The organism is Leeuwenhoekiella aestuarii, from assembly GCF_004104055.1.
GTDB classification, from domain to species: Bacteria; Bacteroidota; Bacteroidia; order Flavobacteriales; family Flavobacteriaceae; genus Leeuwenhoekiella; species Leeuwenhoekiella aestuarii.
The window spans coordinates 247,905-262,264 of the sequence record NZ_QOVJ01000002.1; the positions used below are offsets into that span (position 1 = coordinate 247,905).

Annotated in this window: 12 protein-coding genes; 1 reads left to right on the forward strand and 11 read right to left on the reverse strand. The window is 39.6% G+C overall.

The window, feature by feature from the left end:
• Positions 1–46: 46 nt before the first annotated feature.
• A complete protein-coding gene (locus DSM03_RS07015; RefSeq protein ID WP_128763081.1) occupies positions 47–799 on the reverse strand; it encodes an aldo/keto reductase in 753 nt (250 codons plus the stop codon).
• 61 nt (positions 800–860) lie between these two features.
• On the opposite strand from DSM03_RS07015, the gene DSM03_RS07020 reads away from it, so the two are divergent.
• Positions 861–2,438, forward strand: a complete 1,578-nt coding sequence (locus DSM03_RS07020) for an IS1182 family transposase (RefSeq protein WP_236638924.1) — start codon at positions 861–863, stop codon at positions 2,436–2,438.
• Between the two features lie 50 nt (positions 2,439–2,488).
• Here the strand turns inward: DSM03_RS07020 and DSM03_RS07025 are convergent, their stop codons facing one another.
• From DSM03_RS07025 to DSM03_RS07070, 10 genes are all read right to left on the reverse strand, one after another.
• Positions 2,489–2,683: an aldo/keto reductase gene (locus DSM03_RS07025; RefSeq protein WP_236643941.1), complete on the reverse strand. Its 195-nt coding sequence runs from the start codon at positions 2,681–2,683 to the stop codon at positions 2,489–2,491.
• Between the two features lie 3 nt (positions 2,684–2,686).
• Positions 2,687–3,430 (reverse strand): sugar-binding protein, encoded by a 744-nt coding sequence (locus DSM03_RS07030; protein ID WP_128761136.1) that lies wholly within the window; start codon positions 3,428–3,430, stop codon positions 2,687–2,689.
• A complete protein-coding gene (locus DSM03_RS07035; protein ID WP_236638816.1) occupies positions 3,430–4,629 on the reverse strand; it encodes an MFS transporter in 1,200 nt (399 codons plus the stop codon). The genes DSM03_RS07030 and DSM03_RS07035 overlap by 1 nt, the downstream gene beginning before the upstream one ends.
• Positions 4,607–5,485 (reverse strand): hypothetical protein, encoded by an 879-nt coding sequence (locus DSM03_RS07040; RefSeq protein ID WP_128761135.1) that lies wholly within the window; start codon positions 5,483–5,485, stop codon positions 4,607–4,609. Before DSM03_RS07040 ends, DSM03_RS07035 begins: the two co-directional genes overlap by 23 nt.
• A 138-nt stretch (positions 5,486–5,623) precedes the next feature.
• Positions 5,624–7,432: an acyl-CoA dehydrogenase family protein gene (locus DSM03_RS07045; protein ID WP_128761134.1), complete on the reverse strand. Its 1,809-nt coding sequence runs from the start codon at positions 7,430–7,432 to the stop codon at positions 5,624–5,626.
• 51 nt (positions 7,433–7,483) lie between these two features.
• Positions 7,484–7,837, reverse strand: a complete 354-nt coding sequence (locus DSM03_RS07050; RefSeq protein ID WP_128761133.1) for a four helix bundle protein — start codon at positions 7,835–7,837, stop codon at positions 7,484–7,486.
• Between the two features lie 47 nt (positions 7,838–7,884).
• A complete protein-coding gene (locus DSM03_RS07055) occupies positions 7,885–9,078 on the reverse strand; it encodes an acetyl-CoA C-acyltransferase (RefSeq protein ID WP_128761132.1) in 1,194 nt (397 codons plus the stop codon).
• A 97-nt stretch (positions 9,079–9,175) separates the two neighbouring features.
• Positions 9,176–11,584 (reverse strand): 3-hydroxyacyl-CoA dehydrogenase/enoyl-CoA hydratase family protein, encoded by a 2,409-nt coding sequence (locus DSM03_RS07060; RefSeq protein ID WP_128761131.1) that lies wholly within the window; start codon positions 11,582–11,584, stop codon positions 9,176–9,178.
• Entirely contained in the window at positions 11,581–12,045 is a 465-nt protein-coding gene (locus tag DSM03_RS07065; RefSeq protein WP_128761130.1) for a MarR family winged helix-turn-helix transcriptional regulator, read from the reverse strand. The genes DSM03_RS07060 and DSM03_RS07065 overlap by 4 nt, the downstream gene beginning before the upstream one ends.
• A 134-nt stretch (positions 12,046–12,179) precedes the next feature.
• Positions 12,180–13,952 carry an AMP-dependent synthetase/ligase gene (locus tag DSM03_RS07070; RefSeq protein ID WP_128761129.1) on the reverse strand — a complete coding sequence of 591 codons (1,773 nt, stop codon included), beginning with the start codon at positions 13,950–13,952 and terminating at the stop codon, positions 12,180–12,182.
• Positions 13,953–14,360: the final 408 nt, after the last annotated feature.

A 14,360-nucleotide genomic window follows, 5' to 3' on the forward strand; every position in this document is an offset into this window, starting at 1 on the left:
CTAATATAGAAAATCAGGCTTATTTAATCTTTTTCGGTTTCTTAGTTTAAGGCAAATCTTCGCCTTTTGAAGCGATCCAGATTTTGTACCATTGTTGCAAACTTAAATCAATTTTAAGCGCATCTACAGCACTTTTGATGCGGTCGATGTGTTGTGAGCCTACGATTGGCAGAATACCCACCGGGTGCTTCAGTAACCACGCGTACATCACCTGATCGATGGCTTCAACGCCTAGTTCTGCCGCGACCTCTTTCAGTACCGAATGTAGGCGGTACTCTCGCTGACTTTCGGGTTTGAAGATTTTTCCGCCGGCTAGGGGAGACCAGGCCATAGGCTTGATTTTATGTTTTTGGAAAAATTCAATGTTCTCATTTTCCCAATGCTCAAGGCAGGCAACAGAGAGTTCTACCTGATTGGTAGCCAAAGGCATATCCAGATACGACTGAAGGCTGTCAAACTGCATCGGTGTAAAGTTTGAAACCCCAAAGTTGACCACTTTTCCGCTTTGCTTTAAATGATCAAAAGCTTTGGCAACCTCTTCCGGATTGAAAAATGGTGCCGGGCGATGGAGTAATAATAAGTCTAGACGGTCTGTCCCCAGATTCTTCAAAGAAGCTTCAGCCTGTTTGATGATGTACTCGGTGCTGTACTCGTAAATTTTTACGTCCAGTTCCGGATTAAAATCGGTTGACAGTCGGATGCCGCATTTACTGATGAGTTGCATCTGTTCGCGCAATTCAGGCATCAACGCTAAGGCCCGGCCAAAGAATTCCTCACAGGTATAGTGCCTGTTGCACAAGTTAGCAAAAAGCTAACATACAGTTTACCTTTGATTTGCAATTGAGTTGTAATTTCATGGTATGCAAGGAAAGAAAGTATATCAGGAGCAGCTCTTCAATAGTTTCCGGCTGAGTGAACGGGTTCCACAACACAATTTCTACCGCCGATTGAAAGAAGCCTTACATCTGGATTTTCTCTATGAACTTACGTGCGGCTTTTATGGCAGCAGTGGGCAAAAGAGTATAGATCCGGTGGTGTTTTTTAAACTCTGTCTGGTCGGGTATTTAGAAAACATCATCAGCGATCGCAAGCTTATTGATCATTGCAGTATGCGGCTTGATATCCTGTATTTTATAGGCTATGATATTGATGAAGAATTACCGTGGCATTCAACCATAAGCCGCACGCGACAATTGTTTCCGGAAGAAGTTTTTGAGTCTGTTTTTACTAAAGTGTTCACCCTTTGTGTAGAAGCGGGGATGGTCATTGGCCATACCCAGGCTATTGACAGCGCTCCTGTAAAAGCCAACGCTTCGATGGACACTCTGGAACTTAAAGTTCCAGAAGAAGAACTGGAGTCTCACCTGCGTAGGGTTCGTCACATCAGTACGATGGACAAAGAGCAGCCGTTTCGTAAGAGTAAAGGTGATAAATCAGACAAAGGTCAACGCAGCATAACTGCCAATGAGCAGGAACTAAAGTCAATCTCTACCCGCAATAAGCGTTGGAGTAAAGATCAGGACCAGCGACCTGGAGCAGGCAATAAGGGAAGTAAGTATACCAGTAATAAAACGCACTACAGTCCCACAGACCCTGACGCCCGTATTAGTGTAAAACCGGGCAAGGCCAGAAAACTCAATTACCTGAGCCAGCTAAGTGTAGATACGGGTCATCATGTAATCACCGACATTAAAGCCTACCACGCAGATGGTAAAGATAACCAGCAACTACCTGATATCGTTAAGCGTGTAAAACGCCGCCTGTGGCAGCAAGGACTGTACTGGGAGAATTGTGTAGCCGATACGGGCTATAGCTCCGGAGAGAATTATGCTTTTTTAGAGCGTCAGGGAATCAAAAGTTTTATACCGCCTCACGGGACTTTTAAAGGCGGGCCTGATGGCTTTGAGTATGTTGAAAACAAAGATCATTACCTGTGTCCACAGGGTAAGATCATCCCATTCACCAAGGAGTTTAACGATTACCGAACCGGCACCCGCAAGAAAGAATACCGTGGCCGCAAGTACGTGTGCATTGACTGTCCTATACGCAGCAGCTGTCTGGGAAAAAGCGCACAGGAAAAGAAGTTCAGCGTTACCTATTACCGGGCAGAATACCAGCGCAACATCACCCGGGTAGAAAGTCCACAAGGCCGCTATATGAAAGGCAAACGGCAAAGCACGGTAGAACCTGTCTTTGGAACGCTAACGCAGTTTATGGGGTTAAGGAAGGTAAATACCATAGGGTTAAAGCAAGCCAACAAATGCATGCAGCTCTCGGCCATTGCATACAACCTCAAAAAATACTTGAAGTTTATTGAAAAACGTAGCAAAAGTGGGGCAGGGACGCTTGGCTTGAATTTTAGACAAAAAACAAGCCCAATAGAAGCATTTAAAGCCTTGCTAACCTATGTAAATTTCCAAAGTGCACCAATGGTCTAAAACTAGAAAACCGCTTAAAAGCGGCTAAAATGAATCGGTATTCTAAGAAATTATAGACTTGTGCAACGGTTACTATAGTTTCCATAAATATCGGCGTGATCAAAAGAAGTGATTCCCAGTTCCAAAACCTGTTCGATCAACTTAAGAAGTTCTTGATCGCTGAGGTTCCAGTCGCGCAGTCGCCAGTATCCATGAATAATGCGGGAAAGCGATAAATTTTTATTGAGATGTATTCTATTTTCCATAGTTTATTGAATCAATTTTAGGGTTCCAAAAAGTCCGGCATCAATAGCTATTCGGCCTTCATATTCTTCAGGTATCGCAATAGAACCTAAAATTATATTAGATTCTTTGGCTTTTACCTGTTCAAAGGCTAATGCAAAGCCTACCAATTTTCCAGTTTTTAAAGATACAGTTTCGTTAGGTTTATTATGTTGATAAGAAGCATCAAAAGCAGCTACTTTCAATTCCCAGTAATACGTGTTTCCATATTTTTTTAGTGCAGAACGAATCGCATTGTTAGCGGTAAGTGGTTGCTTATCTGGATCTAGTGTTACGGTGAAATTTGATGGTAAAATTTTATACTCAAAGGCGTTATATGAGTCTGAATAAGCTCCACCGCTATTATCTTCGTCTAAATAAATATTTAGATGATCTTCGCTAGTATATTGCTCTAATGGATTACCTAAATTAGGAAGAAGTGTAGAGTTTTCTAACTGAACAAGCACATACAAAGCATCTGGTGTCCAACAGAGTTTATAGTTCATCATCAGGTTGTTGTCAGCTCCTTGCCATTTATTTAAAACTCCGATCCAATTAAGGTTTTTCCAAGCAGGGTCTGTTGGATTCCCATCAATTACAGGAGTAATTGCAGCTTTTTTCACTTCAATTGCCGGTTCATTACTCTTTAAAAACAGGGGAGGAGGCCCTTCATTATTTTTACAGGAATAAAGCAACACAACTAAAAGAAGCAAAGCAAAAAAGTTTTTCATCAAGCAGATTTACGCAGACTGAGAATGCCAAATATAGGTCCTATTGCCAGAATTATAAAAATCCATTTTATTCCTATATGTGTCGAAAAGTAAGCAAGAAGTTGAATACTAGCAATTGTAATCGCAAAACCCAAACTATTTACAAAAGTTAATGCCGTACCACGGTATTGAGGTATTGCATGTGTAGCTATTAATGTAGAAAATTGTGGACTATCAGATACCACAGCGGCTCCCCAAATGAGAAAAAACATAAAGAATATGGAAGTAGGAAATAGAATACTAAAAGGCGAAAGTAAACAACAAATACCTGAAACCACTAAGGAAATTAGTGCCACTTTTTTACTGCTGAATCTTTTGCTCAAATGACCACCTATTGCACAGGATAACGTTCCCAAGCCAATCGTGATAAAAGCCCAAAGAGGAATATTCAAAACCTGTTCATTTTCGATCGCATAGAATTTAATAAATAGTGGAAGAAAGCCCCAAAAGGCATACAACTCCCACATATGCCCCCAATATCCAAAAGCTGCTCTACGAAAAGCTTTTACCTTAAAAAGTGCCGGAATACCAGACATCTTTAATTTTTGTTGTTGTTTACGAAACGGACCATTAGGAACACCATAACCGATTAGAATTCCGCCTAATACTGCTAGAGCACTCGTAGTTATTGTAATGGTTTTATAATCTATAGAAACCCCAAAACTATTGAGAAAGTGCGGCAGGGCAGTGCCCAAAACTAAAGCCCCTACAAGATATCCCAAAGCTTTACCCAGTCCTTTTTCATAATAATCAGAAGCGATTTTCATCCCGACAGGATAAATTCCTGCAAGGAAAAAACCCGTAGTAAATCTTGAAATTAATAAGCTTGTAATTTGAATCTCAGGTAAAATTAAAGCCAGATTTGTTGTGGCTCCCAGAAACGCACAGACCAAAAAAACTTTTGAAGGAGAAAACCGGTCGGCTATAGATAATAACGCAAATACAAGAGAGCCGGCGATAAATCCAAACTGAACAGTAGCTAATAAATCTCCTAAAATAGATTCATTTCCAAGCTTAGAAACAGGCAATTGTGGAATAACAATATTGCCCACAAACCATAACGATGTTCCCAGAAACTGAGCGAGAACAATAAGAATGATGATTCGGGAATTTTGAAGCACAGGAATTCTAAAGAGTTTATTCAACAGGTTCTGCCGCAAGAGCGAGGTGTTTACCGTCTGGGCTTACACTTATGCGTGTGATATTTTTTAAGTTGTATTTGTTTAAACTAATTGCAAAGGTCCATGCTGGTTCTCCAAAAAGATCGTAAACAAATAGGCTATCACCACTACCCACTAAAATTCGATTTTCATCTAGCCAGGCATAATCAGAACGACCTATCGGCAATTCGCAAACAAAATAACTGGTAGGTTCATCAGCTGAAAAATCAAGTGTATACAAGTCCATATTTTGACTTTCGTTTTCTACAACATAGCTCATAGAATTGCTATTAGGCACTTTATGCAATGATCTTCCGGAATTTGTGATTATAGTTTCAGATGATTGAGAGTTTAGATTTTTCAAAAATAAATCCATTTTATTCGGCATCAAAACCGAAGCAATAAATGTGTTTTTATCATAAAATGAAAAATAACCCACTTGAGCACTATCTATTAATTTCTTAAAAGTATGTGACTTGAAATCATATGTAGCCATACGTTGACGCCCTTCAGGATCTTGTCGTACCGCAACGATTAAATCGGTTTCCGGAATACGTTGTGGAGAAAAAAAGCCGCTATTTGGTTCTTGAGTAAGAATTTCGGTTGATTCGTTATCTAGTGTAAATTGGCCAATAACCGTTAAACTATCTTTTGTTCGGCTATATAACAGCGTATTGTTATCGTAGAATGAAGGCTGATTATCATAACCCGCATTTTGAGAAATATTCTTACCACTGGTAACCTCAAAAGTGGTGGGGGTGGTTTTAATATCAAAAAGAAAAACCTCGGTATTATCCTGAGCAAGTAGCGTAAAACCAATAAAAAAAGCTGCTAGTGTATTCTGTATTTTGTACATATTCTAAAATGAAATAATAAAGATACGATGTTTAAAACATCTCAATCCAAGTTATCAAGTTTTAAGCCAAGAATGGACTATAAAAAAGTAAACCCCGAAGTTTGACTCCGGGGTTTATTATATATAAATGATAAAGGCTTAAAATGGATACGTGTTTTCTGATGTTACTTTTTCTGCGATCAGATTACGTAAGGCAATCACGTTAGGCTGATTCTGATATTTTGTAAATCGCTTAAGACCCATAAGCATCATACGTTGCTCGTCACCTTCGGCAAAAGAGACGATGCCTTCTTTTGCTTTTTGGTTAATGGTATCTACCGCATGATATAAATACAGTTGTGCCATCGCGATTTGCTCTTTTTGTGCGTCTTCGCCAGAACGTTTTACGTTTTTCTCAGTACGTAAGATGGTACTTTCAGCCATATAAATCTCAATCAAAATGTCTGAAGCAGCCATCAACAGTTGTTGGTGCTCTTCAAGTTCTGGGCCATATTTCTGAATTGCGCTACCGGCTACCATTAAGAAGACTTTCTTCAACTTTGCAACCATCGCTTTTTCTTCAGAAAGCACTTCAGAATAATCGGGAGTATCAAAAGATGGAATTCCTGTTAATTCTTCGCCTACCGCCATTGCCGGATTTAAAAGATCTACGTGACCTTTCATCGCTTTTTTAACCAGCATACCCACAGCGAGCATACGGTTGATCTCGTTAGTGCCTTCGTAGATACGAGAGATACGGGCATCTCTCCAGGCAGCTTCCATAGGTGCATCTGCGCTAAAGCCCATTCCTCCAAAAATCTGGATTCCTTCATCGGCACAATTCTGCATATCTTCTGACGCAGCCACTTTAAGAATAGAACATTCAATCGCATATTCTTCAACACCTTTCAATTCGGCTTCAGAGTGGCTTGCACCAGCATCTAAACGAATAGCAATTCGATCTTCAATATTTTTTGCTGCACGGTAAGAAGCACTTTCGCTGGCATAAGCGTTGGTTGCCATCTCGGCAAGTTTTGATTTTATAGCACCAAATTTTGCAATCGGCGTTTTAAACTGTACGCGCTCGTTAGCATATTTTACGCCCAAATCAATCACACGACGTTGTGCATCAAGACAGGCTGCAGCCAACTTGATACGACCTACGTTAAGCGCGTTCATCGCGATTTTAAAACCTTCGCCACGACCGGCAAGCATATTCTCTACAGGAACCACGGTATCATTAAAGAATACCTGACGGGTAGAAGAGGAGTGGATACCTAATTTCTTTTCTTCTTCTCCCAGTGAAATGCCATTAGACGGATCATTTTCTACAATAAAACCGGTGATGTTTTTATCATCTTCAATGCGGGCGAAAACAATAAATACATTACAGAATCCCGCATTGGAGATCCACATTTTTTGACCATTGATTTTATAAGATTTTCCATCTGCGGAAAGTTCAGCTTTGGTTTTCCCGCTGTTTGCATCTGAACCGGCTCCCGGTTCGGTCAAACAATATGCGCCAAACCACTCACCGGTAGCGAGTTTTGGAACGTATTTTTTCTTTTGTTCTTCAGTACCGTAAAGCGTAATGGGCATCGTACCAATACCGGTATGTGCGCCAAAAGCAGTCGCGATAGAACCGGTTGCTCCGGAAATGTAGTCACAAACCAGCATCGTAGAAACGAATCCCATCCCGAGTCCGTCGTACTCTTCAGGTACTGCAATACCCAAAAGACCAAGTTCACCCGCTTTACGCATCACCTCTTCGGTCAATGCATAGTCTTTGTGTTCAAAACGTTCTTTATGCGGTACAATCTCACGGTCAACAAATTCTTTAACCGTTTCTTTCATCATTTTTTGCTCCTCGTTAAAATCTTCGGGAGTAAATACGTCTTCACAAGCAGTTTCTTTAACCAAAAACTGTCCGCCACGTAAAATGTCTTTTTTGTCTGCTGTTTCTGCCATTATTTTATTTTTAAGAATAAAGAAGAGAGAAAAAAGAGAATAGATTAATGGCTATAAACCATTTTGAAAACCCATTGTCATTTTTTGCCATTCCTGTATTTTAGTTTCTAATTCGTTTAATGTTTTGTCGTTGATGTAATTCTTATGTCGAGCTATGAGCAGCTGTGTTCCTAATTCAAAAGAAGATCCCAACGCATAATCGATAAATGTGCTAAAGGCTTTGTCACTTCTGGATGATCCTTCAGAAATATTACTTGGTATTGATGTGGCACATCTGCTTATTTGTGATGTCAAATCAAATCTTTCGTGTTTCGGAAATCCTTCAATTAAATCTGAAATATCACAGGCTATTTCCAGGCCTAAAGACCAAATTTTCAAGTTTTTATAATTATGCCTTTTTCTCATTATTACAAAACTCTTTAGTCTTTTCTCTTTCTTCTAATATCTATAATCTAGTTAAGAAACTCGTAAACTCCTGCTGCACCCTGACCGGTACCTACGCACATCGTAACGACACCGTATTTACCTTTCATTTCGCGTTTGCGCATCTCGTCAAATAATTGAACCGAAAGCTTTGCTCCCGTGCATCCTAATGGATGACCAAGTGCGATAGCTCCTCCGTTTACATTTACGATATCCGGATTGAGGTCAAGTTCTCTAATTACAGCCAGGGACTGCGAAGCGAAAGCTTCATTTAACTCGATTAAATCAATATCATCTTGTTTAAGACCGGCTTGCTTTAATGCTTTTGGAATTGCTTTTACAGGCCCTATTCCCATAATGCGAGGTTCAACACCTACTGCTGCAAAATTTACCAGGCGTGCGATAGGTTCCAGATTCAATTCTTTTACCATTTCTTCACTCATCACCAACACAAAGGCTGCACCATCACTCATTTGAGAAGAGTTCCCTGCGGTTACGCTTCCGCCTTCGGCGAAAACAGGACGTAGCTTTCCAAGCACTTCCAGACTCGTATCTGCACGCGGACCTTCGTCTTTACTAACTGTGTAATTCTTGGTTTCTTTTTTACCAGAATTATTCACAAATGTGTGTTCTACATCAATCGGCACGATTTGCTCTTTAAAACGATCCTCTTTTTGAGCCTTCAAGGCTTTCTGATGCGAATTGAAAGCAAATTCATCCTGATCTTCACGAGAGACGTTAAACTGATTGGCTACTGCTTCTGCAGTTAGCCCCATTCCCCAGTAGTAATCCTCGTTTCCAGCTTTGGCCACTTTATAATCCGGTACGGGTTTGTAACCACCCATTGGGATATAGCTCATACTTTCGGCACCACCGGCGATAATGCAATCTGCCATACCGGCCTGAATTTTTGCTGATGCCATTGCGATAGTTTCGATACCAGAAGCGCAATAGCGGTTAACAGTAACACCCGGTACGTCTTCAATCTTCAATCCCATAAGAGAGATCAAACGTCCTACATTAAGTCCCTGTTCGGCTTCAGGCATTGCGTTACCTACCATCACGTCGTCGATACGTTTTTTATCAAGATTGGGCACCTTTTGCATCATAAAATCGATGGTTTCGGCTGCCAACTCATCTGGTCTTTTAAATCGGAACAAACCGCGGGGTGCTTTCCCTACGGCTGTTCTATATGCTTGTACGATATATGCTGTTTTGCTCATTTTGTATGTTTTTAAGCGTAAAGAGAAAAGATAAAAGAGAATAGATTTTGAATCTCTTTATCGTCTCTGTTCTATTATCTTTTTTCTAATTTCTACTTTAGTTTCTTAGCGGTTTCCCTTTCTTAATCATATGCTCCAAACGCTCTAAAGTTTTGCGTTCTCCACAAAGACTTAAGAAGGCTTCACGTTCCAGATCAAGTAGGTATTGCTCACTTACGTAAGAAGCTTCAGATAAATCACCACCTGCCATAACATAGGCCAGTTTGTTAGCGATTTTCTTATCGTGATCGCTGATGTAATGACCCGCGTTCATTTGATCGGTTCCTACCAGGAATGCACCAAGAGCCTGCTTTCCTAAAACTTTTATATTGGTACGCTCAATAGGTTTGGTATAACCCTGATCTGCCATAAATTTTGCAACTTCTTTTGCAGCTGCAATCTGGCGGTGCTTGTTTACAATAACAATGTCTTTTCCGGGTTTTAGAATACCAGTATCGTAAGCTTCGTAGGCTGAAGTCGAAACTTTGGCCATACCAATCGCTAAGAAGTATTCACGTAAACGATTTAATTCTACATCATCTTTATGGTAGGTGTCTGAAGCTCTAACGGTCATTTCTTTAGAACCACCACCGCCGGGAATTACCCCAACGCCAAATTCCACAAGACCTATATAACTTTCAGCAGCAGCTACCACGCGGTCTGCGTGCAGCGTCATCTCGCAACCACCACCCAGAGTCATCGCGTGTGGCGCAACAACAGTAGGAATAGACGAGTAGCGTAAACGCATACAACTATCCTGGAAGTACTTTACAGCAGCATTGAGCTCATCATATTCCTGCTCAACAGCCATCATAAAAATCATCCCGATGTTTGCGCCTACTGAAAAGTTTTTACCCTGATTGGAAACAACCAATCCGGCAAAGTCTTTTTCGGCCATATCAATCGCCTTATTCAATCCGGAAAGTACGTCGCCGCCAATGGAATTCATTTTTGAACGGAATTCTACATTTAAAATTCCATCGCCTAAATCTTCAACAACAACTCCGCTGTTTTTGAATACCTGCTTCGATTCGCGGATGTTATCTAAAATGATAAAGCCATCCTGACCCGGTTTTTTGAGATATTCTTTCTTTGGAATATCATAATAGAAGGTATTGCCCTCTTTTACGGTGTAGAATGATTTTTTACCTGACGAAAGCATTTCAGAAACCCAATCTGCTACCTCGTAGCCTTCGGCTTTCATCAATTCAATTCCTTTTTCAACGCCTACAGCATCCCAAATCTGAAACGGACCGTGTTCCCAGCCGTAACCGGCACGCATCGCGTCATCAATTTTATAAAGTTCGTCTGTAATTTCAGGAATGCGGTTTTGGACGTAAGCAAAAAGTCCGGCGAAGTTTTTACGGAAGAATTCACCTGCTTTGTCTTTTCCATCCACTAAAATTGGAAAACGATCGGCAACATTATCTACACCTTTTGTTTTTTCAAGAGTACCGAAGGAAGCGCGTTTATTAGCGCGATATTCCATACTATTAAGATCGAGCGTTAAGATTTCGCTTGAACCATCGTCTTTCTTAACTTTCTTATAGAATCCCTGACCGGTTTTACTACCCAGCCATTTGTTCTCGTGCATTGTGTTTATGTAATTTGGGAGCGAAAACAGTTCAGCACGCTCATCGTCTTTTACATTTTCACGAATACCATTTGCTACATGAACCAATGTGTCTAAACCAACTACATCAACTGTACGGAAGGTAGCTGATTTGGGACGACCAATCACTGGTCCCGTAAGTTTATCAACTTCTTCAACGGTCATATCGAGTTCATTCACGGTGTGAAACAAACTCATAATGCTGAAGGTACCCACGCGGTTTCCGATAAACGCAGGAGTGTCTTTTGCAACAACCGATGTTTTTCCCAGAAATTTTTCGCCGTAGGCATTTAAGAAATCCAGAACTTCAGGATCTGTTTTTGGTCCCGGAATGATCTCAAAAAGCTCTAGATATCGAGCCGGATTGAAGAAATGCGTACCACAAAAATGCTTCTGGAAGTCTTCACTACGACCCTCACTCATAAACTGAATAGGAATCCCTGAAGTGTTTGAAGAAATCAAAGTGCCCGGAGTACGGTGCTTATCAAGCTTTTCAAAAACCTGTTTTTTAATATCAAGACGCTCAATCACCACCTCAATAATCCAGTCGTAATCTTTGACTTTAGCAATGTCATCTTCCATATTACCAGTAGTGATACGGCTGGCGAAATCTTTATGGTAAATAGGAGAGGGCTTAGATTTTAAAGCATTTTGCAAGTGATCGTTAACCAGACGGTTACGCACTTGCTTGTCTTCTAAGGTTAAACCTTTTGCTTTTTCTTTGTCGGTTAGTTCACGAGGAACAATGTCGAGAAGCAATACTTCAACTCCTATATTGGCAAAATGACAAGCGATACCGCTTCCCATAATCCCGGAGCCTATTACTGCAACTTTATTGATACGTCTTTTACTCATTGTTTTATAGTCGTTTCAGATGTTTTATACACTTTTTTATTTTGAATCAAATCATTGATGACATTTATGACCTCAAAGAAGTGATCTATTTTTTCAGCTTCAATGTTGGCGCGAATGGCGTCATTGAATTTTAGGACCCGGTCTTTACTAAAATCCCGATTTTTTTTGCCAAAAGGCGTCAGGAAAATCAATACCCCACGACCATCAGCCGGATTCGGTTTGCGTTCTATTAACCCGCGTTCTTCCATAGATTTAAGGGTTCGGGAGAGCGATGTGGCTTCCATACCCATTCTTGGTCCTAATGCGGTAGAAGGTGTGCCCTCTTCGGGATCTATGCTTAGGAGCGTAAAACCTGTCGCCATTGTACTGTCAAGCTGAGCGGCCTGCTCATTGTACATTTTTGTAATGGCTTGCCAGGTTGCCCTAAGCGCGTGATCTATTGTAATATCTTTTTTACTCATACGTTTGCGTAAAGTTAAAAAATAATACTATGCACGCATAATAAATTAAGGAAATTTTATAAGATTATTATCTGATGCTCTTGAAGACGGGTATATTCACAAAAAAACTCCTTATTTCTAAGGAGTTTTATAAATTAATTATGCTCGTATATATTATTATACAAACTGATGTATTTCTCTTTTACAATGCGTCTTTTTAGCTTCATAGTAGGAGTGAGGTGACCCGCCTCTATACTCCATTCGTCTGGAGTCAATTCTATTTTTTTAACGCGTTCCCACTTCCCAAACTTTTCATTATGAAGATTCACATCTTCAAGAATACGTTGTTGAACTTCTTTATTTTCTGCAATCTCTTTATTTGTAGATCCTACATTGATATTTTTCAATTTGGCCCATTCTGCAACAAATTCAAAATTAGGTTGAATTAAAGCAGCAGGCATTTTTTCGCCTTCACCTACAACCATAATGTGTTCAATAAAGCGAGATTGCTTCATCGCATTTTCTATCAGTTGAGGAGCGACGTATTTACCACCACTGGTCTTAAACATTTCCTTTTTACGGTCGGTTATCTTAAGGAAACCTTCTTTATCGACCTCACCAATATCTCCCGTATGGAAATAGCCGTTTTCAAGAACCTCGTCTGTTTTCTCCTTATCCTTATAGTAGCCCATCATCACCTGTGGGCCTTTAATCAGAATCTCACCGTCTTCGGCTATCTTAACCTCAGTCTGCGGAATAGGCTTACCCACAGTGCCAATTTTAAAACCTTTATTACGCATATCATTTACTGAAATAACCGGAGAAGTTTCGGTAAGTCCATAACCCTCCATTACTGCAATATCTGCGGCATTAAAAACTCTCGCTAGTCTGGGTTGTAAGGCAGCACTACCTGATGCTATAACTTTTAAGTTTCCTCCTAAAGCTTCCTGCCATTTACTAAAAATCAGTTTGCGGGCGATACCTAATTTTTTTTCATACCACCAACCATTTTCACCATAAGGTTCATATTCTAGCCCAGTCTCAACTGCCCAGAAAAATAACTTCTTTTTAACTCCGGTAAGCGCAGCACCTTTTGCAATGATTTTATCGTAAACTTTTTCTAATAACCGAGGCACCGCAGTCATTACTTCAGGCTGAACTTCTTTTAAGTTTTCACTTATAGTATCTAAACTTTTGGCAAAATATATAGACACGCCTGTGTATTGATAGAGATACATCAACATACGTTCGTAGATATGACAAACCGGTAAAAAACTCAGCGCTTTACTTTTCCCCGGAATGATAGGAAATCTCGAAGCACTGTTTAATGCATTTGAAGCCACATTTTTATGGCTTAGCATCACACCTTTAGGTCTTCCGGTTGTTCCCGAAGTATAAATTAGTGTAGCCAGATCATCTTCTTTTACCGCATCTTTAAGTTTCTCTACTTCGGGCTGTAAATTGGTGTCATTTTCTTTAACAGCTTCCCAACTTTTACAACCGTCAATCTTATCAAAACTGAAAACATCTTTTAGAGTAGGCACATTTGCTTTTATTGCATTGACCTTATCTAATACTTCTTTATCTGAAACAAAACAGTAGATAGACTCACTGTGGTTGAGTACATATTCATATTCTTCTTCAGAAATCGTTGGATAAATAGGGACATTTTGAGCACCTAATTGCAGAATACCAATATCAATAATATTCCACTCCGTTCGATTTGTAGAAGATATAACCGCAACCTTATCATTAGGTTTTACCCCCAGTTTTAAAAGTCCGCGACTTATCGCATTAGCTTGGTCAATATAAGATTGTGTAGTTGTAGCGACCCATTTCCCGTTATACTTAGTAACCAGAGCCTCTTTCAGGTTATACTGTTCAAGCTGGTGATAGGGGAAGTCAAAAAGACGTTTAATTTCCATGATTTATGATATAGGTTAATTCACTCTTGGAGCGATAGAATATTGAAGTTTTATGAAATGAAAGTTTCTAAAACTAGTTTGGGATTATTCTTTGAATAAAGATACTCTGCAAAATAATGAATTTACAAACCTTTTTATATGATTTTAGAAAAATTTACAACGTTGTATTAATAATTTATTATTAATGGGACAAATATGTTTTTTCAAACTATAATTCGATAAATATTATTTATAATGAGAATAAATAACACCTAGTATGTTAAACTTTAAAAAGTTTTATATTTTGTGTTAAATTAACATTTATTAACAATTAGGCTCGTGAATTGTTAATGTAATAAAAGGATTGCTTTGTTTTGAGAAATTAATAATTTGATCATTCTAAATGACTAAATCGAATTACTAACCTAGCTT

What these genes read in the sequence shown, in the direction of transcription:
- DSM03_RS07030 (WP_128761136.1), bottom strand. Translation starts at nt 3,430, where the DNA reads ATGAAAAACTTTTTTGCTTTGCTTCTTTTAGTTGTGTTGCTTTATTCC.
- DSM03_RS07025 (WP_236643941.1), bottom strand. Translation starts at nt 2,683, where the DNA reads ATGGAAAATAGAATACATCTCAATAAAAATTTATCGCTTTCCCGCATT.
- DSM03_RS07020 (WP_236638924.1), top strand. Translation starts at nt 861, where the DNA reads ATGCAAGGAAAGAAAGTATATCAGGAGCAGCTCTTCAATAGTTTCCGG.
- DSM03_RS07045 (WP_128761134.1), bottom strand. Translation starts at nt 7,432, where the DNA reads ATGGCAGAAACAGCAGACAAAAAAGACATTTTACGTGGCGGACAGTTT.
- DSM03_RS07060 (WP_128761131.1), bottom strand. Translation starts at nt 11,584, where the DNA reads ATGAGTAAAAGACGTATCAATAAAGTTGCAGTAATAGGCTCCGGGATT.
- DSM03_RS07040 (WP_128761135.1), bottom strand. Translation starts at nt 5,485, where the DNA reads ATGTACAAAATACAGAATACACTAGCAGCTTTTTTTATTGGTTTTACG.
- DSM03_RS07055 (WP_128761132.1), bottom strand. Translation starts at nt 9,078, where the DNA reads ATGAGCAAAACAGCATATATCGTACAAGCATATAGAACAGCCGTAGGG.
- DSM03_RS07050 (WP_128761133.1), bottom strand. Translation starts at nt 7,837, where the DNA reads ATGAGAAAAAGGCATAATTATAAAAACTTGAAAATTTGGTCTTTAGGC.
- DSM03_RS07065 (WP_128761130.1), bottom strand. Translation starts at nt 12,045, where the DNA reads ATGAGTAAAAAAGATATTACAATAGATCACGCGCTTAGGGCAACCTGG.